Raw genomic sequence first — 20,181 nt, 5'->3', positions numbered from 1 at the left:
CACCATCTCGGGTGTGCGTGACCGCGTATATGCCGCCCGCCGCCAGTGACGAATCGACCAGGACGCTGTCTGTGCGGGGATCGATGAGCGCCAGGCTATCCGAGTGATTGCACAGCATCAGTCCGTTGTCCAGGTACCTAAACCATCTGCCGAGGTCGTACATGTCCCTTTCCCACACGACCGAGTCGGTGCTGCAAGACACCGCCGCCATGAACAAACGCGCACCCCTGCTGGCGAAGCAGTACACTTTGTTCCCAATGGGACACCAGCTAGGGAAGAGTTGCCAGCGGTCGTCACCTAGTCCCACGATCTTGATCAGGCTGTCCGTCGGTCCATCCACTACGCCAAGTCCGCTCTTCTCGCCGAAGAGGCCATACGAAGACGAGGAGTAGAACTTGTCGCTCGCACGGCTGTGCACCATGTTGCCGCTGACGCCATACGCATGTTTGACCACACGGTTGGTCTGCTCGTCTACCACGGCCGCGCCTCCGCCCCAACCGCAGTACAGTCTGCCCGTTGCGGGATTGCGGCACATTTTACCGGTCCAGCCGCAGAGCGGAGTAATTCCCCTTCTGTACGTCGTGTCGTGCTTGTAGTCAAACACTCTGAGCTTGCCCGCGCCACCCACGGGAGACCAGTTGGCGCTCATCACCCTGTAGCGGGCCGGGTCCAGTTCCAGGACAGGGTAGGGATCGCTCATCCCGACGCTGTGCCGGGCGACGGCATCGAAAGTCACGCAGTCATAAATGGAGAGGTGGTTCTCGGAAAGACGGAATAGCCGGTTATGCAAGGTGTCGCAAGCAATTGCTTCAGCCTCATACCAGGGCGTGCGTTCATAGTCCACGTACGTGTCGCCCACGCAGTCGTACACCTCTACGCCCTCGCAGCCGTAGGCGCTATAGTAAAGACGGTCGGTCGCCTCATTGCACGCCAAGAGCGGTATGATTCCCCGAGTAGCCGTTGTCATGGGTGTCACGGCATAGGTCTGAGTGGAGACCACGTAGATGGTCTCGGGATCGGCGTAACGGGACCCCGGCACGTAGAGCTTCTGGCGACGCTTGTTAAGGCACAGCCCTCTCGACGACTTTGCCCTGTCTATGCTGGCAACGACGGAATCGGTCACGCAGGATATCGCGAGCACCGCCCCTAGGGTCGCAACGTACGCCCTATTGGTGGTTGGGTCATAGACCATATCGACGGGGCTGGACGCAGTTGAGATGACCTTGCGGACTGTATCTGACGCGCAGTCTATTACCCAGAGCCTTCGGTTGACGCTGTCGCAACAGTACAGTTTGTCGCTGACGCTGCTGTAGCAGAGCAGCTTCGGGCGCGTGCTCACCGGAATCGAACCCACCGTGTCGTTGGTGACGCAGTCGATGATACCGATGCGACCCCTTGAGGGATAGGTACAATACAGCTTGTTGTGCTCCGCGACCAGCAGTGCCCCTCCGATCCCTGCGTTGGTGTAGATGCGCTTGATACGCTGGAAGGTACCCCATTGGTTCCCGTCCACCACCATGACGTCCGAGGACTCACTCGCTACGTAGATGTTGTCGGTCGAACTGCCGAAGGCCAGATGGTAGCCGGGCCGCAACGGCCCCAGCGAATCCGGCAGCAGGATTGTATCGGGAACCGACGGAGTCCACGCCAGACTCACCGAGACCCCCAGCGCCAGCGCACAGAGGAATACCCCGGCCTTTGCGGCCCGATTGTGTGAGGTTGAGTTCCGACCGAACGAGCTGCGGTTCATTCCGATTGCCAAGTGCTGCCTCCAGGTTTCTCACAGAACTTGCACGAATCGGCGTCGAGGTTCCCTGCGTGACAGACCCTGCGTCTGCCGCACCCTCAAGTCGTGTCAATTGTAGAATGGATGTTCTCGCCTGTCAACAGGCAGGGAGATCTAGGAATAGTCACCCATTGGGCGACTCGTTGGGACCAGTGCCAGGCACCCCATTCCAAGAAGCTTCGGGACATCCGTCGCGGCTTCGCCGCGAGGTTGAGGTCAAGATTGAGGCTGAGATTAAGACCCAGGTACGAACCCGACCCCGACTTCTCCCCTGCTCCCGACGATGACTGGCCGGACGGAGTTTCGCCACCAAGACACCAAGTCCCGGTCGAGGGTTAATCCTATCTCGCGTCCGATGACGACCAGCGCGAGCTGCCTGGGTGCTTCCCCTCCGTTCTTCCACTTGGAAGGCGTGTAGTAGTAGTCCGCCCGGTAATGCGCGCGGCAAGGATTGACAAGCGGTACCCACAAGCTAGATTGTAGGCAAGCATTGACACGCGACAGACAGCCCCCGCCTGACTATGGCGCCCTCGTCGTGGGCGGCGGCCGGCAACGAACCACCACGTCGAAGCGCGCGTGGCGTTTTGCGAAACGCTGGTGGGTATTCATGGGGCTGCTCCTAGCACTGACCATCGCGGCCGTGGCGGAGTACGTACTTCACAACAACGGGTTGGCGGCTGTCGCACTGAATTTCGCCAAGGCCATCGGGCTCTTGGCAGCCGTGATGTACGTGGTATACACACGGGACATGGCTCTCGCCACGGCAGGCGTCCTAGCAGCGAACAAAGGCATTGTGCTGGCCAACCTCTACCAAAGCACGAGTTCCTACGAGAAGCTCCCCGAATCGGCACGGCAGGTGTGCCGGGAGGTGCACCTTGCAGACAAACGACTCGAAATGGACGAGTTCGGAAACCTGTGCAAGGTGAAGGACACTCCGGCGGTAAAACTGAAGGTTTGGAACCTCACGCCTCGTCACATCCTCTTGCTCAAGGGATACTTCACCGTTCGGAACCGAGATGAAGACCCGGTCAGGGATCTTGTCCTCGACTTCGGGAAGCTACCGTTGAGCCCCGATGCGAGGCAGCACCTTACGGCCATGGTGATGCCAAAGGGGCACGTTGTTGTCTCACTCAAGCGTGTTGAGTATTGGGATGCCGCCTCAGAAGAGCTGTGCGTCGCGGAGCTAGGTCTGGCGTACGTTGCTGTCCGTGAAGTCGCTGAACCGAGAAAGGCCAGCCCGGAGGTTCCACCCAATGCCTAGGACGGCCTCCGAAGTTGCCGAGCATGACCAACTTGTTCTGATGATGGCTATGTTCTTCCAGAAAAGGGGTTACTCCGACATACGCGCGGACATCCCAGGATGGACCACGCCATCTGAAGTACACTGGCAGAACCAACCAGATCAGAGATACTACCCCGACCTAACATGTCGCGACAACGCAGGTGTCTTCGTGGTCTTGGAGGCCGAGTCCTGCGCGACACTGGGAGACGAGCACACGCACGAGCAGTTTAGGATCTTCAGAGCCTACGCGGACACCAACGGGGGGCGCTTCGAGACTGTCATACCATCGAAGTGTGGCGACCAGGATGCCCGGACACTCCTGGCGAGCCACACCCAGCGCTGGGGCATCAAAGTGGACAACGTCTGGACGCCCAGCGCCTAGCCTACCGATAGCTGCGACAATTCACGTCTCGGGCCGACGGCAACTTCACAGATTGTGCGACAGGCACCCCATTTCGGGAAGCTCCCACGAGGCATTGCAGATTGGCGCGGGCGTAGCCCGCGGACCTCAAGCCGCAAGCATCAAGCTAGCCCAAGCGCAAGCACAAGCTCAAGCCGGCTGACGGCGCTCAGCCAACCAGGTGACCTTGATGAAGCCGTGCTTCCGACGCTTGCCGGATTGTGATTGAACCGGGCGGTGTTCGGCGGGGGAAACGGAAATCCCGAATCCGGGCCGAGATGACCCGAATCTGGTCTGGTCTCGTGCGCTTAAGCCTAAGACAAAGAACAGCTTAGCTTCTACAGGTCATTGCCCCTGGTTCGGTCCCGGGCAGCACTGGGGGTACCGTCCCCCGGGCAGCCCCCGAATGCGATGACCGAACAGCCTCAGGGCACTGATGAGGGGCGGTTCCGCGATGCAAAGACTCAGTTACTCCTGAAATGAAAGACCGCATCAGCCGGGGTGGAGAATCGGGAGCGGTTCTCGCCGCTCCATGGGGAGCTGCCGAGGGAGTGAGAGAGAGGGCCATTCCGTGCGTGGAGCAGTCAGGAACGAGCACCCCATCTCGGGCAGCTTCCACGAGGCATTGCAGATTGCAGACCGCAGATTGCAGACTGGCGTGGGCGTGGCCCGCGGACCTCCAGCCTCCAACTAGCGCAAGCACAAGCTCAAGCTCAAGCCGGCTGACCGCTGCCCCTGAACGTCTTCCGCCTGGAGTTGACATCAGACCAGCCCCTGCTAGGTTGTCGTGGTGCAGAGAGAACGCCGTCCGCCCTTGCGGACTCGAGAGGAGTTGCATGTCAACGAGTGACCCCGGAAGCAAGGCGGCTGCCTACCTTGAGAAGCTCTGTTCGGTGAAGCCGAACCGGCGCACCGGCTCGGCCGGGAACCGCGCGGCCACCGCTTTCTTTGCCCGCACGGTCCGGCGATTCGGATACGAGGTGGACGCGACGCCTTTCGATTGCCTCGACCACCCGGTCGCCCGCGCCTCGCTTGGAAACGGGCGGTTCGAGGTGCTGGCCAGCCCGTACACATTGAGCTGCGACGTACGGACCGGGCTGGTGGCCGTCTCGACCGTCAGCCAACTGGAGCGCGCGGACTGCCGCGACAGGATTCTGCTGCTGCGCGGTCCGATATGCGATGAGCAGTTGATGCCGAAGAACTTCGTCTTCTACAACCCGGAGCACCACCGGCGGGTCGTCGCGTTGCTCGAGCAGAAGCATCCGGCCGCCATCGTGGCGGCAACGAAGCGCAACCCGGATATGGTCGGCGCGCTGGACCCGTTCCCCCTCATCGTGGACGGCGACTTCGGGATCCCCTGCGCCCACTGCCGCGACCAGGTCGGAAGAGAGCTGGCGCGGCACGCCGGCGCGAGGCTGCGTCTTCGGATTGACGGAGGTCGCCGGCGGGCTAAGGGGTCGAACGTGGTCGCGCGGCTGAACGCCGGCGCGGCCCGGAAGATTGTACTGACCGCGCACATCGACGCCTACGAGGACTCGCCCGGGGCGTCGGACAACGCGTCCGGAACCGTAGTGCTGCTGCTCCTGGCCGGGATGCTGGCAGACTACGACGGCGAACTCGGGGTGGAGATCGTCGCCCTCAACGGAGAGGACCACTACAGCGCGGCCGGGCAGATGGACTACCTGAAACGCTACGGAGACGCGATGACCGGTATCGTGCTCGCGGTGAACGTGGATGACGTCGGGTACGTGAAGGGGAAGACCGAGTACTCGCTCTACGGCTGCGCGAAGCAACTGGCGCGCCGGGTCGGCAACACGCTCGCCGGTTCTGCCGGCCTGGTCCCCGGTGAGCCTTGGCAGAGCGGTGACCACATGGTATTCGTCCAGGCCGGGGTCCCGGCTGTTGCTCTCACCTCCGGATTGGTGCCCGAGTTGATGCGTACCGTAACGCACACCGAGAAGGACCTGCCGGAGATCGTCGAGTGCGGTAAACTGGTCGAGGTTGCCCGGGCGCTTGCTGCCCTGGTCAGGTCAATCTAGGATATCTCGGAACCGGGTGGCGAGACTCCGCCTCGCCCATTCCATCTCCCTCCCCTTCCCGCTATTGACGCCTCTGCCCGCACCCGCGCGAGTCACCGGTTCCAGGTTCCTTGTCCTTGGTTGCTGGTTCGGAGGTCGCGGTTTGCGGGCGCAGGCCCCCGACTTCGGAAGTCAGCGACCCGCCGACGGTCGGCTACTCCCAGGCGAAACTGCCGGGGCGCACGGAAGTGCGCCCCGGCATTGTTGGGCGGGTACGGCACCCGCTGAGTCCGGCTATCGGACTACGAGTTTGACGGTCCGGGCTTCGCTGCCGGGGCCGGTGTCGAGCCGCACCAGGTAGACCCCGGCGGCAAGGCCGTCGGAGTCGAGTGCGACGACGTGCCGGCCCACGCCCTGCCGCCCGTTGCCGACGACCCGCACCAGCCTGCCGACCGCATCGTAGAGCTCAAGTCGCACGTGCGCGGCAGAGGGGAGCGAGTAGGAGAGCCAGGTGCGGCGAGCAAACGGGTTTGGCGCGGCTGAGAGCTGGAACCGCAGCGGCGAGGCATCTCCCGCCTGCGCCCCGGATTTGCCCGCGCCGAAGTCGAGCGGGAAGTTGGCGTTGTAGCGCCAGAACTCGTTGGTCTTGTTCCCGCGCAGGGCGAAGATCTTGCCGGCACCGTAGCAGATGTCAGCGCCGGTGTAGGGCAGTCTCATCCTCGGCGGCGTCGGGAAGCTGTCCACCGACGGCTCGACCCAGGTATCCTGCGCCGGGTCGTAGAACCAGAACTCGCCGCCTTTGCCGCCTTTCAGGGCGTAGAAGCGGTTGTGCTCGGTGTCGAACGCGGCGGCCGCGCCCTTCTTCATCTTCCGCCTTCTACTGGTGTACCCGGAGTAGCGGATGTCTTTGAGCGGGTACCAGGAGTCGCTCGCGACCGAATAGCCATAGAACTCGTGGGTGCCGCCCTTGAGCAGGTAGATGGTGCCTACACCGTCGTAGGCCATCACCGTGCCGTCCTTGGGCTTACGGCGCCCGGATGGCCCGGCCGGGACCGCGCGCTTCGGCAGCCAGTTGTCGGTCGCAATGTCGTAGAGGTTGAACTCGTAGGTATTGCCCTTGCTGCCATAGAAGGCATTCAGCTGCGGCACGAAGGCCAGGTTCGAACCGGCCTTCAACTTCTTCCCGCCTCCGCGCGGATAGTCACGCTTCTGCGACCAGGACCGTGCCTCGACCGAGTACCTCCAGAACTCAACGCAGTTGTTGCCCTTGAACGCGTAGGCATTGCCCGAAGTGTCGCCTTCCAGCTGGGCCCCGGCTTTCACCTTCTTCCGGCCCTGGATCGGCGAGCCCTGGGACCAGGTGTTCTGCCTGGCGTTGTAGATATACAGCTCGTCCGTGTTGTTGCCTTTCAAGGCCAGGACCAGCGAGTCCGACACACTGCCAAGAGAACCGCCCATCTGCACCGACTTGCGCCTGGTTCCCGCCGGTACGTCGGGCAGCCGCTCCCAGGCGGGTACACCCGTCACTTGCGCATAGACCGTGTCGTTGGTGAGTTCCTTGTCCACTTCGAGCATGGTGTAGCACTCGACCTGGTTGGTACCCAGTGCGGCTTGTTCTACCGGCCAGGGCGAGAATGAAACTTCGACCGAATCGTAGGCGGGTATAGTGTCCACCGACTGGGCGTCGAAGTAGAACCCGCCGATCTCGCAGCGGATGGCGAACGATCTGGACGTGAGCGCGCTGTAGTTGCGGACCCAGGCGCGCGGCACGACCGTGGCGCCGAGGCGGAAGCTGTCGTCCGGCAGCACGACGCGGAACGCACCCACGTCGTCCTCGGTGTACTTGACCGTGCAGTAGTTCTCGTCCGGCCCGGCATAGTCGAACCCGGTAACGTAGTACTCCCCATTCTCGTCCATCACGATCCCGAACGGCTGGTCGTCCTCGCCGAAGGTCTGGTGGCTGGCACTCCAGATCTTGGCGCCGTCGGCGTTGTACTTGATGGTCATCCAGTCGATGTCGCCCTGGTAGACGTAGGTCCAGCCGGTCACGCAGACGTTACCCCGGTCGTCGACGACCATGGCGGTCAGGCTGTCGTCGTCTTCGACGTTGGCATCGAACGTCTGGAACCACGGGTTGGTGTTGTCCTGGTTGATGCGAAAGGTGAGAAAGTCGTACATGTCGTTGACCGCGTCGAGCACGATACCGCCTACGTAGACGTTGAAGCGTCCATCCACCACCACCTGCCCGCCGCCGTCTGTCCCCAGCCAGCCGGCGTCGAACCGGTTGACCCAGATGGCCGTGCCGGACGGGGTGTACTTTATGGTGGTTGCATCATACCAGGTGCCCTGCTCTCCGGCCCTGCCGGTTACGTAGATGTACTGCGAATCGTCCTGGGCGATATCGTAGGCGTAGTCGGCCTTGGGCGCGCTGCCGGTGCCGTCGTAGCGCCGCACCCAGACGGTATCGCCATCCAACGTGTCAAGCCTGACGGTCAGGTAGTCATACTGCGTTTCGGATCCACCCCAAGAGTAACCGGTGAGAAAGAGGCCGCCCGCAGCGCCCAGCAGCATGCCGGTCGGGTAGTCGTGCCAGCTGCCGGGCCCGCCAATCCGGGAAACCCAGCGTTGGCCGCCATCGGCATCGTAGTGAATCGTTACGTAATCCTGGTTGCCGTTGCCGGAACCGGCATTGCTGTATCCGGTCACGAAGCAGCCGCCGCGCTGGTCCGCCACCACGACCCGCGCTACGTCCACACCACCGTTGTTGTAGGTCCTGGTCCAGAGTTCGGTGCCGTCACCGCCGTACTTGATCACGACGAAGTCGGTATCGGTCGCGGCCGTGTACGTCCTTCCGGTCACGAACACGTCGCCGAGGTCGTCAACCGCCACCGACCACGCTTCGTCGCGTGATCCGGAGGGACCGGACCAGCGAGTCGCCCACACTTCACCGCCGTCGCTCCGCCGAAGCTTCATGGTGTAGATGTCGCGGCTGAAGTCAGAGCCGACGCTGAAGCCGGTAATGACCACGGTCGTATCCTGCGACAGGACGATGGCTGTAGCTTCGTTCTGAAAGCCGTCACCGCTGTAGTGGCTCGCCCAAACCTCGGTCTGGCCGAAGGCCACGCCGGTAGTGAGAGCCAAAGCCAGACCAAGCAAAGCAATACCAGGGAATAGCGTATCTCTCGACTTCATGACCGACCTCCTTTGACGGAAGTGCAATCCCAATAAAGGCAACCAGTTGCCTCTGACGCTGACCCAGGCACCCGAAAACCTGGTCGACAGAACCCGGAACCGGCAAGGTGCGTGAAAGGCCGCCCAGAGGATCTAACCCGGTCGGCCGCACGCCTCTGCCTGCGGCAACAATTGATTATAGAACGTGTCTGCCTGCAGTCAATCAACATCTGTTAGACCCGGGATTTGCGGCGACGCTGCGGGCGTAATCCTGCCCGCCTTTACAGCGGCCTGTGCATTCATAGACTACTTACGCGTGAAAGCTCCGCCGCATTCCGTCACAGTGAACTCCAGATTGACCTGGCTGCTGCCTGCCATCCTCCTGGTCGGCCTGGGTCTGCGTATCGCCAATCTGGCGGACCTGTCGAACTCACCGTTCTTCGCGCGGCCCGTGATTGATGGCCAGGCCTACGACACCTGGGCCATGGCTATCGTCAAAGGCGAAGCCCCGGGACTGCCCTTCTACCAGGACCCGCTCTACCCCTACTTCCTCGCCCTCATCTACACGGCCTTCGGCCACAGCTACTGGGCCGTCTACCTGGGCCAGCTGGCGCTGGCGATGATCTTTCTCTTGCTGGTGTACGACACGACCCGCCGCCTGTTCGACCGCCGCGCCGCCGTCGCGGCCGCCGCCATCGCCGCCCTCTACAAACCGCTCATTTTCTACGAGAGCCAGATTGAGAAGACTTCGCTCGCCGTCTTCCTCACTGCCCTCTTCCTCTGGCTGCTCGTCCGTTCTCTCCATACCCGCCCTGCGTCGGTCGGACATCGGGCTTTGCCATTCCTGTGGCCTCTGGCCACAGGACTCGCCCTGGGCCTGGCCGCGCTTACGCGCGCCAACTCGCTGCTGTTTGCACCGCTGCTGCCCCTGGCGCTGGCGCTCAACCCGCAAGCCAGGAACCGCAGGCTCAGGATCGGGGCCGCCGCGTCCAGCCTGCTCGGCGTACTGGTCGTCATCGCACCGGTGTCAATCCGCAATTCGATTCTGGCGCGTGAATTCGTGCTCACAACCACCCAGGCAGGCCAGAACCTCTACATAGGCAACAGCCAGTACAACACCACCGGTCAGTACCAGGCGCCGCCCTGGGTGAGACCGAATCCCGACTTCGAGCAACCCGATTTTGCCGAGTATGCCAACAAGACCGCGGGCAGGACTCTCTCCTATTCGGGCGTCTCCCGCTTCTACACGCGTTCCGCGTGGAGCTGGGCGACCAGCCATCTTCGCGACTTCGCCCGGCTCATCTGGCGCAAATCGGTCCTCTACTTCAACAACTTCGAGGTCCCGGACAACCAGGACCTCTACTTCTTCTCCCGCTACTCCTGGGTCCTGCGGCTTCCCCTGCTTTCCTTCGGCCTGGTCTTCGCACTCGGCCTGGCCGCGATGATCCTGCTCGCGCGCGGGCTTGCCCCGCTGTCATTGGTCGTCTTCTACTTCGGATACGCCGCTTCGGTCATTGTCTTCTTCGTATTCTCGCGCTACCGCCTGCCGGCGCTGCCCGCGCTCTTCCCCTTTGCCGGCGCGATGCTCCCCTGCCTGGCCGACTCCGTCGGACTGCGGCAATCGCCGCGCGCACGTCGTCCGGCGTTCCCCGCCCGGCTGGCGGGCGGGCTGGCCATCGTCGTTGTCGTTTTCGCCCTGACGCTCTACCCGGTTCACCACGGAGCCGGCAAGACCGAAGCGGCACAGAGCCTCGTGAACCTCGGCTCGCTCTACTACCACGAAGGCGACACTGTCAGGGCCGTTGCCACCTTTGAGGAGGCGCTCCGCACCAGGCCCGGCCATGCCGAGGCGTCGCGCAACCTCGGCATCCTCTTGCTCGCCCGGGGCAACGTAGACCGTGCCTTTCAGCTCCTGTCGGATGCGTCCCGCGCAGAGCCTTCCAACCCGACGACCCACCTGTTCCTTGGCAGGATCCACATCCGCCGGGGACAGACCGAGAGCGCCTTCACCGAGTTTGGCAAGGCGGTGGGTCTGGCGCCGGGTCGCGTAGAGTTCCGCTTCGAACTGGCCACCGCGCTGCAGCAGCTCAGCAGGTACCCGCAGGCGCTCGCGCAGTATGACACGATGATCCAACTGGGACCGGACAATCCCGTTGTCCGGCACAACTACGCGGTGTGCCTGTACAACGTCGGCAGGTATGCCGAGGCCAGAATCGAACTCGAGGCCGCGCGTCGCCTCGGCGGCGCTATCAACCCCAGATTCGACTCCTTGCTGCGCACCGGCTCCGTCAGATCCGCCGACAGCAGGAATCCATGACCACGGCCCGGGGGAAAAACGGGGGCTCCCATCCCCCTTCGAAGAACGTAGGGAAGCGCACGGCAAGCCGAACCTGTGGGCAGGTCCATCCATTTGCGATGCCGCGCCGACAGCGTGGCCGGCCGACCTGCACTCCCACATGGCTTCTCGTCGCGGTAGTTGTCCTGGGCGCCGGACTGCGCGTCGCCAACATCCTCGACATCTCGGACTCGCCGTCTTTCACGCGTCCGGTGATCGACGGACAGGCCTACGACCGGTGGGCGCTGGCCATCATCGGCAGGCCCAGCACGCCGGAAGTGGCTGCGACGGTCAAGGCACCGTTCTACCAGGACCCGCTCTACCCCTACCTGCTCGCTCTCGTCTACTCGGTGTTCGGACACAGCTACTGGGCAGTCTACCTCCTCCAGTTCGTACTTGGTGTGCTGCTCCTGCTGATCGTCTACGATACGGCCCAGCGTCTTTTCGACTGGCGGGCGGGGATCATTGCCGCGGTCTTCGCCGCGCTATACAAACCGTTCATCTTCTACGAGAGCCAGATTGAAAAGACAGCGCTCGCGATCTTCCTCACCGCCCTGTTTATCTTCCTGTTCGTCAGAGCCCTGACCCAGGAACGGCAAGTCCCGGGCCGCAGCCCGGGCATCCGATCCCTGCTGTGGCCGTTCACCAGCGGGCTCGGGCTGGGCCTTGCCGCCTTGACCCGCGCCAACATGCTGCTGTTCACGCCTCTGCTGCCTCTGGCGCTGGCGCTCAGGCCGCCGGCTACCGGCCGCAAGCCGCGGATCGCGTCCGCGGCCGCCGGCCTCTTGGGCGCACTGCTCATCATCGCCCCGGTGTCCATCCGCAACTCGCTCCTCGCCCGCGAGTTCGTGCTCACTACCACCCAGGCAGGTCAGAACCTCTACATCGGCAACAGCCCCTACAATGCGACCGGCCAGTACCAGGCGCCGCCCTGGGTCAGACCGACGACTGAGTTTGAGCAGTCCGACTTCGCCCGACACGCCAGCAGAGCTGCCGGGAAGCCGCTCTCTCCTTCCGCTGTCTCCCGCTTCTACACCCGAGAGGCAATACACTGGGCAACCAGGCATGGCCGCGATTTCACAAAACTGCTCTGGCGCAAGACTATGCTCTACTTCAACGACTACGAAGTTCCGGACAACGAAGACATGTACTCCTTTGCCCGCCACTCCTGGGTACTGCGTCTTCCCTTGCTGTCATTCGGGCTGGTCTTCGCGCTCGGCTCTGCCGCGATGGTGCTCACCGCCCGTGGTCTTGGACGGGTCTCTCTGACGATCTTCTTCTTCGCGTCAGCGGCATCGGTCATCGTCTTCTTCATCTTCTCCCGCTACCGCACTCCCGCACTGCCGGCCCTGCTACCATTCGCGGGGGCGATGTTGCCGTGGCTCGTTGATTCCATCCGCGCCGCTGCCGAGGACCGCGGCCGGCCGGGCTCAAAGTGGCTACCGCGACTGGCAGGCGGATTCACACTAGTCCTCGTCGCGCTGGCATTGACTTTGTACCCCCTCCGCCGCAGCAACAGCAGGAACGAAGCCGCGCAGGGCCTCGTCAATCTCGGCGTGCTATACTATCACGAGAGCGACACATCAAGAGCCATCGCCGCCTTTGAAGACGCGCTCAGCATGTACCCGGGGCAAGCCGAGGCCTCGCGCAACCTCGGCATAATCATGTTTGAACGCGGTGCTATGGACCGGGCGTTCCAGCTCCTCTCGGATGCAGCGCGCACCGCCCCCTCCACGCCGTCAACCCACTTCTTCCTGGGCGGAATCCACAAGCGCCGGGGACAACTTGAGGCTGCCTGCCTCGAACTCGGCAAAGCGGTGGGCCTGGCACCGGAACAGGCGGACTTCCGCGCCGAACTTGCCGACGTTCTGCAGAAACTCGACAGGTACTCACAGGCAATTCCTCAGTACGACACGGCGATACAGCTCGTGCCGGAAAACCTTGCACTCCGCTACAACTACATGGTCTGTCTCTACAAGGTTGGCAGGCTCGACGACGCCCGCCTGCAGCTCGCAGCCATCCGCCGCCTCGGCGGGACAGTCGGTCCTGACTTCGACTCGTTGTTGAAGCAGAACCACTCTACGCAGTGAAGCCGTCATACCTGGGTCTTGGCCTGCTTCCCCGACTGCACACCACATCGTACCGAATCGTCTCTGGCCGTCTGCCGGTCCCAACATATGTGTTGAGATATATCGTGTTTGCCGCGGTGATGCTGTTGTTTGGAGGTCTCTCGTGTGCAGGGAACGGGACGGGAGGCGGCTGACCCGGCTTCCGCCCAAGGCCGGTCAGGCCTGATTCGTCACGGCCAACCCCATCAGCAAGACCCGACACGACCGACACAACAGGTCGCAGGCGATAATGGAAGGAGTGTAGGCCGGACGCTGCCAGAGGCAGCAGGGACGATGTCGCCTGCCCGTGTCGCCGGTTCTCCGCCTGCTCCACTGCCCGACGGAGAATCTCCAGCCCTTGACATCTGGGCCGGATTGATGGAGAATCGCAGGGCAAGGATGAACCAGGCTAGTGCCGGAGACCCAGGCCAAAACACTGAATGTGAGGTATCATGGTAGCCACCGCCGACAAGCCGCGATTGCTGCTCGTTGACTTCGAAAACGTACAACAGGTCGAACTGGCCAGACTGGATGACAGCTATCGCGTCATCATATTCGTCGGCGCTGACCAGAAGAGCGTCCCCTTTGACCTCGTCACGCGGGCGCAACAACTCGGCAGCCGCGTCGAGTGGCAGAAGATCACCGGCAACGGCAGCAACGCTCTCGACTTCTTCATCGCCTTCCAACTCGGCCGGGTCTTCGACAAGTCGCCCAGGCCGGAATGCACGATACTGTCTCGAGATAAGGGATTCGACCCGCTGGTCCGGTTCCTGAATTCCGGCGCGATGAAATGCCGGCGCATCACCAGCCTCGGCGAGCTGCATCACAAGGCCGTGACCGCCGCACCGTCCGTCCCGGCCGCCGAGGAGCCGAAGTTGAAGCGCGTAGTCGAGGTACTCGGCAACCTTGAGAAGCGCGGACGCCCGCGCAAGCGCAAGACCCTGTCGCAGGCCATCTCGGCCATGTTCCAGAAGAGAATACCGACGCAGGAAGTCGAGCGGATCATCGCTACGATGCTTGCGCGGAGGCTGATTACGGAGGCGCACAATGCCATCACCTACGAGTTCTAGAAGACAGGTCAGACCGCAGGCGACAAAGGGTGCAACTGCAGATGCCGGAGTGAAGGCGGTGGACGCCTACCTGAAGGCGTTGCCGAAGGACTCTCGGACAGCGCTTTCCAGACTGCGGAAAGACATCAGAGCCGCCGCGCCCAAGGCCGTAGAACTCATGGCCTGGAGGATGCCGGCGTTCAGGCAGGGCAAAGTGCTCGTCTGCTACGCTGCTTTCAAGGACCACTGCAGCCTCTTCCCGATGAGCCCGACGCAGCTGCGCGAGTTCGCGGCCGAGCTCGAAGGTTTCACCCTGACCAAAGGCACCATCCACTTCACCGGGGAGAAACCCATACCCTCTGCGCTGGTCCGGAAGATAGTCGCATCCCGCCTCGCGGAGATCGAGGCGAAACAGGCCCGCAGCCGACGCTAGCGCCTTGCCGGGAACGAACCGGCTCGGTGGCTTGACTGATAACCCCGGCCTGCTAGTATCTAGTTAGTGCAGCTTGCCCTCGTCCTGGCACTGATCGGCTACGACCCCACCACGCTCCTGGTGCCACCATTCACCCACACCATGGGATTCAATCGAATCGGCCGGCTCTACATCAGCATGTATCTGGGGCGGAGTTTCAAACTCGAAGACCCGCAGGGAATGTGCGGGGCGAAGATGGTCGCGGAGGATGACACCACTACGTCGAACGACGACCACATCCTGACCATGTTCGGAGTCAATTCCGGCTCCAGCCAGATCGTCTACAACGTGAAACTGATCGAGCCGCGCATCTACGGGTCGCCGGGGAGCGATACCGGCCGTTTCAGCCATCCGCACGGTATCGCCTGCAACAAGCACGGCGATGTCTACGTTGCCGACACCGACAACGACCGGGTGGTCAGGCTCAAGTACGAACACGCAAGGCTGAGTTGGGTCTCGACAGTGGATTCCGGTCTTGACGCACCGCGGGACGTCGCCATCGACACCCGCGGTCGCGTCTACGTGGCGGACAGCGGCAACAACCGGATCGTCGTCCTCGATTCCCTGGGCAAGACAGTCACGACCTGGACAGCCGACCTGGAGGGTCCGACCGGGATCTGCGTGCTCGACCCTGAGGCCGACCACAACGACTTCCAAGTCAGTTCCGCGGTGGTCATTGACCGGGGACGGACCCGCATCAGCCAGTTCTCGCTCGACGACGGCCGGCAGCGGCGTATGGTCGACATGCGCCGCATTGGTCTGGATGAAGCCGGTTTTGCCTACTGCGCCTTCGACCGACACGGAAATGTCTACGTTACCGACCAGACCAACTCTCAGATCCACCTCTTCGATATGGACCTGAGGTACATCGTCTCTTTTGGCCGGCAGGGAGTCGAAGGCACTTCCTTCGACTCCCCGGCCGGCATTGCCATCTGGCGCCGATTCGGACAGGTCTTCGTTTCCGAGGCGAACGGCGGCCAGTACTACTGGATCGGACTCGACGCCTACCTCATAGGCTTCTATCCGGCCGAGTTCGACTCGCTCCAGCCCGGCACCACCATCGCGCTCTATATCACTGAGATGGCCAACATTCAGGTGGACATCACCGCGCCTTCCGGTACACTGGTTCGTTCGCTTGCCCCACCGCACAGACAGCATCCAGGCGAGGTCTTGATTGTCTGGGACGGCCGGGACGACAACGGAGTGCTGGTGCCCGAGGGCGAGTACAAAGTAACCATAACCGCCCGACCGACGTACAGCCGGCCGATGCGCATCCTGCGCAAGGAACTGACCGGGACGGTACGCCGGATCTAGGGCTGAATGAACTGAGGATGAGAAAGACAAAGACCAAGGGCTTCTACCATCGGCCGGATATCGGCCGGACCCGGACCGCCGTGCTGCTGACCGTACTAGCTGCAGCCGCGTTCGCGACCCGCTACGCGGGCGACTTTGAAGAACTGGGCACATCGGCCCGGGCAATCGGCATGGGTGGCGCGGTCGTAGCCGCGGCCTCCGATCCCAGCGCCATCTACTACAACCCGTCCCGTCCCTCCGGTTTCTCTCGTACCTCGGTGCTCTTCCTCCACTCGGAAGAGCACTCCGGCATGGTCAAGCACAACTACCTGGGCGTCTCGTTCCACTCCCCACGCCAGTCGCTGGGGTTCGCCGTACTGCACAATGGCATCCCGGGCATCAAACTGACCAAGTTGCCGAGCGAGTCAGTACCCGGTGACACTACGCCGGAAGGACCCAACAATCGACCCTACGTCTGGCGCATGGTCAGCGCGACCCAGGTCGTGGGCTACGCCAACTACGCGCGCACCCTCTCGCCGTACGTGGCCGTCGGCGGGAACGTGAAGCTGATCTATCATGACCTCGGGGTCGGTTCGGCGTTCGGGATGGGGCTGGACCTCGGTGCGACCCTCACGCCCATGGCCGACCTCGACGTCGGCCTGCGGGTCCGTAACGCCAGCACGTCGCCGCTCTTCTGGGACACCGGCCGGCGGGAAGTGGTCATGCCGCGCGGCGCGATCGGTCTGGCCAAGACCTTCCGTATCTCGCGTGACCGCCTGACCCTGGCACTCGAGGCCGAGGCGAACACCGAAGAGCTCGTTTTCACGCCGAGCTACGGTATCGAGTACGCGTTCCGGGAAGTGCTCTACGGCCGGCTCGGCGTCTACCGGGGCAACTTGGCCATCGGTCTTGGGCTGCGTATCAAGCGGTTCCATGTCGACTACGGCTATGCCTCCGGCACCGCCCCGGACTCGCGGGAACTCGGCAGCCCGCAGCAGATATCCGGGGGATTCGAATTCTAGGAACCGAAGTAAGCCGGAAGCTCCCCCACCTTTCGGCGCTGATCATCCCGCTGGTCTGCTACTTCATACCCTGGCATCTGGCCCTGACGTTGATGGCGGCCGCCACGCTCACTTTCCTGCTCATCGACTTCCTACGGCTGCGCCTCACCTCGGTGAAGAGCGTCTTCATCGTTCTCTTCGGCTCGATGCTCCGACGGAAGGAACTCTCCTCCTTGACCGGCGCATCCTACCTGATGCTTGCGTCACTTGTCTGCATGCTGGTGTTCGGAATCGGCCCGGAGGGTCGCGTCAGCGGCGTGTTCATTGCCGCCATCGGGTTCCTCGCGCTGGGCGATACGGCCGCGGCCATCGTCGGCCTGTCGGTGGGGAGAGTGAGAGTCTTCCGCAAAACTCTCGAGGGCACGCTGGCCGGCCTGTTCGTCTGCATCGGTGTTGCCTGGCTGGTGTCAGTCCTGCCCGGTCTTGATTTCCCGCTCGGAATCGGTATTCTTGGTGCGGTTGCGGCCTCGGTTGTGGAGGCGCTACCGATTGAGGTCAACGACAACGTCGTGATTCCGCTCCTCTCCGGCACGGTCATGATGGTCGCCCTGCAGATCGTCCGGTAACGGAAACACGTCTTGTAAGTCTAAATGTACTACTGGTCGCTCAAATCTCAAGGAGGCTCTCCGTGAAGAAGACCCTGACCCTGGCTCTGCTCTGGCTGATGGCGGCAGGCGCGAGCGCCGTTCCGCCTGACGCGGCACTCGACACTGTCTACCAGCTCTACGCCGCCCAGGACCTGGACAAGGCGTATGCGACGCTCCAGCGTCTCGATGCCGAGGCCAAGACCCCGGCTGACCGCTTTGCCGTCCGGCTGGAAATCGGTGACTATCTACTGGACAAGAAGGCCGACTACGCCGGCGCCGAGGCCGTCTACAGCGCCCTGGCCGCCGATTACCCAAAGCACAAACAACTGCCGGACGTCCTGTACCGCCTGGCGCTCTGTCTCGAAATGCGGGAAGACTACCTCGAGGGCGCCAAGAACTACGAGATCGTGGCCACCAGGTATCCGAAGTCAACCTACGGCACCGACGCGCTGGATGCCATCGAGCGCTGCTTCCGCAAGAACTATCAGGACCGGGTTGCCTACGTCGATTCCTACCCCATCACGCGCATCGAACTCGACGACCGCATCAGCCGAAACCCCTCTGCGTATGAGAAGTACGAGAAGAAGCAACTGCTGCTCGACACGATGATCGACAACCGGCTGCTCTATTCGGCCGCAGTTTCGGCCGGCGTCGCGACGGACTCGACGCTTCTCCTCGCGCTCAGCGAACAGCGCAACCGTGCGGTCTTCCAGGAATGGAACGAGCGTACCGTTGCCTCGAAGAGCGAGCCGGCGGAAAAGGAACTGAAGGCCGCCTACAAGAAAGAGGTAGCAACCAGGTACACAACGCCGGAGAAGGTTCGCCTCTACCAGATTCAGGTTGCGACCAAAGAGGAAGCCGAGAAGCTGCGGCTAGACCTGCTCTCCGACACCACGAAGAAGTGGGACAGCCTTGCCAGACAGTTCTCGACTGCCCCGGACAAGGAAAAGGGCGGTGATCTCGGGATGATTGCCCGGGGGTCTCAGCCCAAGCCGGTCGAGCAGGCCGCGTTCTCGCTCAAAGTCGGCGACATCAGCAAGCCGATTCAGGTGAAGGACGGGTTCGTCATTGTCAAGGTTACTGAAAAGAAGCCGAAGACAGTCCGCACGTTTGCCGACGTCCGCAACCAGTTGTCGGCGGACATGAAGCAGCAGAACACGGCCAGGCTCTACGAGCAGGTGATTGCCGACCTCAAGGTGAAGGCGACCCTCAAGATGGACACGACCGCCCTCGACCAGGGCAAGGACACGCTGGCAACTGTGAACGGCATCCTGATCGACACGACTGCTCTCACGGCGCGCCTCAACGCGATACCGCCGTTCTACCGCTCGCAGTTCGACACGCCCGAAGGCAAGCGGCGCATCCTCGACAATCTCGTAATGGAGAAGCTGCTCCTGAAAGAAGCCGAGTCTCAGAAGCTCTGGCTGGTCAACAAGGTCGTCGACCAGGTCATGAGTCGCCGGGCCGGCATGCTGGTCGATGCCTACAAACGCAGCATGACGGCAGACAAGGTCGTCCTCGACTCGGCCCAGCTCATGGCCGAATACAAGGCGACACTGGCGGAGTACAAAGAACCGGCGAAAGTCCACGCCCGTGAGATTACCGCCCCCAGCCGGACCCGGGCCGAGGAGCTGCGGCGCTGGGCGGTGAACGGCAAGCTGCCGGCCATGATCCAGGGCCGCGGCCTGCTCTTCCCGGCCGACAACCCGGACGTCGAAGCATCCTTCTCGGCCGCTTCTGCCAACACTGATTCGCTGCTCGGCGAATACGCCCTGGCCGGCGCACCCGTTGCGCTACCGGGCAAGCCGATGGTGAGTGTCGGCAACAAGAGCGTCCCCGATATCTCGCAGAAGACGAAGATCACCGGCCCCTACGTCAAGCCTGCACCCTACGGCTTCGGATTCGGCGACCTCTCGAAACAGGGCAGGCTCTACAGACCGGTGCCGGCACGGGCAGAACGCCTGGCACAGCTCGACTCGCTGCTCGGCCGGCCTGCCAGACCGGAGACCGCGACCGTGGCTCCGACCGATTCGGCCAGGTTCGGCACCTACGTCAAAGCCGACGAACCCCTGCCCGCCGACTTTGTCGCCGGGCTGTTCAAGCTGGGCGCCAACGAGACCGCCAAGCCGCTCGCGACCGCCGACGGCAAGCTGCTTGTCAAAGTTACCAGGAAGGACACCGCCCAGAAGGCCACGTTCCAGGACATCGCCAAGCGGTTCTCCAGTTCGTCGAGCCGCTGGTCAGGCGGTGACCTCTACTGGCTTGCCCGTGACGACAAGGCCCACGACAAGAAGATCGTTGACGCCGCGTTCAGCCTGTCCAAGGGAAGCCTCTCCCCGGTCATCAAGCTCAACGACTCAAGCTACGTGTTTGTGACCATGGAAGAGAAGAAGGCCGCGTTTACGCGCCCGTTCAGCGAGGTCCGCTCCAAGATCGACAACAAGCTCCGCCGAGCCCAGGAGAAACAGCTGTACGACCAACTGCTGAAGGATCTCCGTGGCAGGGCGAAGATCGACATCGTGATGAAGGAGGCCGACTTCGTGGTTGAGCCAATTCCCGAAGAAGCTCAGCCCGAGGAAGCGCAGCCCAAGCCGGCCGAACCCGAGAAGTAGTCCGCGC

Annotated in this window: 13 protein-coding genes; 11 read left to right on the top strand and 2 right to left on the bottom strand. The window is 62.7% G+C overall.

The genetic code is table 11. The annotated features are described in order from the left end of the window. A partial coding sequence (locus FJY68_02495) for a YncE family protein (GenBank protein MBM3330705.1) occupies nt 1-1,750 on the bottom strand: 1,750 nt, incomplete at its 3' end. A gap of 526 nt (nt 1,751-2,276) precedes the next feature. On the opposite strand from FJY68_02495, the gene FJY68_02490 reads away from it, so the two are divergent. From FJY68_02490 to FJY68_02480, 3 genes are all read left to right on the top strand, one after another. After that, the gene (locus FJY68_02490; protein MBM3330704.1) at nt 2,277-3,047 is read left to right on the top strand and encodes a hypothetical protein; all 771 of its coding nucleotides are present in this window, start codon (nt 2,277-2,279) and stop codon (nt 3,045-3,047) included. Continuing rightward, a complete protein-coding gene (locus FJY68_02485; protein ID MBM3330703.1) occupies nt 3,040-3,450 on the top strand; it encodes a hypothetical protein in 411 nt (136 codons plus the stop codon). Before FJY68_02490 ends, FJY68_02485 begins: the two co-directional genes overlap by 8 nt. An 854-nt stretch (nt 3,451-4,304) precedes the next feature. Next, nucleotides 4,305-5,507 (top strand): Zn-dependent exopeptidase M28, encoded by a 1,203-nt coding sequence (locus FJY68_02480; protein ID MBM3330702.1) that lies wholly within the window; start codon nt 4,305-4,307, stop codon nt 5,505-5,507. A gap of 273 nt (nt 5,508-5,780) precedes the next feature. Here the strand turns inward: FJY68_02480 and FJY68_02475 are convergent, their stop codons facing one another. Further along, nucleotides 5,781-8,678 (bottom strand): T9SS type A sorting domain-containing protein, encoded by a 2,898-nt coding sequence (locus FJY68_02475; protein ID MBM3330701.1) that lies wholly within the window; start codon nt 8,676-8,678, stop codon nt 5,781-5,783. A gap of 322 nt (nt 8,679-9,000) precedes the next feature. Here FJY68_02475 and FJY68_02470 point away from each other — a divergent pair, with 322 nt between their 5' ends. The 8 genes from FJY68_02470 (at nt 9,001) to FJY68_02435 (ending at nt 20,174) form a co-directional block, all read left to right on the top strand. After that, nucleotides 9,001-10,974 (top strand): tetratricopeptide repeat protein, encoded by a 1,974-nt coding sequence (locus FJY68_02470; protein ID MBM3330700.1) that lies wholly within the window; start codon nt 9,001-9,003, stop codon nt 10,972-10,974. Then, nucleotides 10,971-13,082, top strand: a complete 2,112-nt coding sequence (locus tag FJY68_02465; protein MBM3330699.1) for a tetratricopeptide repeat protein — start codon at nt 10,971-10,973, stop codon at nt 13,080-13,082. The genes FJY68_02470 and FJY68_02465 overlap by 4 nt, the downstream gene beginning before the upstream one ends. 470 nt (nt 13,083-13,552) lie before the next feature. Continuing rightward, complete coding sequence (locus tag FJY68_02460) at nt 13,553-14,170, top strand: hypothetical protein (GenBank protein ID MBM3330698.1); 618 nt, start codon at nt 13,553-13,555, stop codon at nt 14,168-14,170. Further along, nucleotides 14,148-14,582, top strand: coding sequence for a hypothetical protein (locus FJY68_02455; GenBank protein MBM3330697.1), 435 nt, complete (start codon nt 14,148-14,150; stop codon nt 14,580-14,582). Before FJY68_02460 ends, FJY68_02455 begins: the two co-directional genes overlap by 23 nt. 66 nt (nt 14,583-14,648) lie before the next feature. Next, on the top strand, nt 14,649-15,935 hold the full coding sequence (locus tag FJY68_02450) for a hypothetical protein (GenBank protein MBM3330696.1): 1,287 nt from the start codon (nt 14,649-14,651) through the stop codon (nt 15,933-15,935). A 17-nt stretch (nt 15,936-15,952) separates the two neighbouring features. Then, nucleotides 15,953-16,936, top strand: a complete 984-nt coding sequence (locus tag FJY68_02445) for a hypothetical protein (GenBank protein ID MBM3330695.1) — start codon at nt 15,953-15,955, stop codon at nt 16,934-16,936. A 92-nt stretch (nt 16,937-17,028) separates the two neighbouring features. Continuing rightward, nucleotides 17,029-17,541 (top strand): hypothetical protein, encoded by a 513-nt coding sequence (locus tag FJY68_02440; protein MBM3330694.1) that lies wholly within the window; start codon nt 17,029-17,031, stop codon nt 17,539-17,541. 62 nt (nt 17,542-17,603) lie between these two features. Further along, nucleotides 17,604-20,174: a hypothetical protein gene (locus FJY68_02435; GenBank protein MBM3330693.1), complete on the top strand. Its 2,571-nt coding sequence runs from the start codon at nt 17,604-17,606 to the stop codon at nt 20,172-20,174. Nucleotides 20,175-20,181 lie beyond the last annotated feature (7 nt).

The sequence above is a fragment of the candidate division WOR-3 bacterium genome (assembly GCA_016867815.1).
Classification (GTDB): Bacteria; Hydrothermota; Tepidihabitantia; order Tepidihabitantales; family Tepidihabitantaceae; genus UBA2258.
Note: the sequence above shows the minus strand (reverse complement) of the source record. Positions and strands in the feature narration are given on the sequence as shown.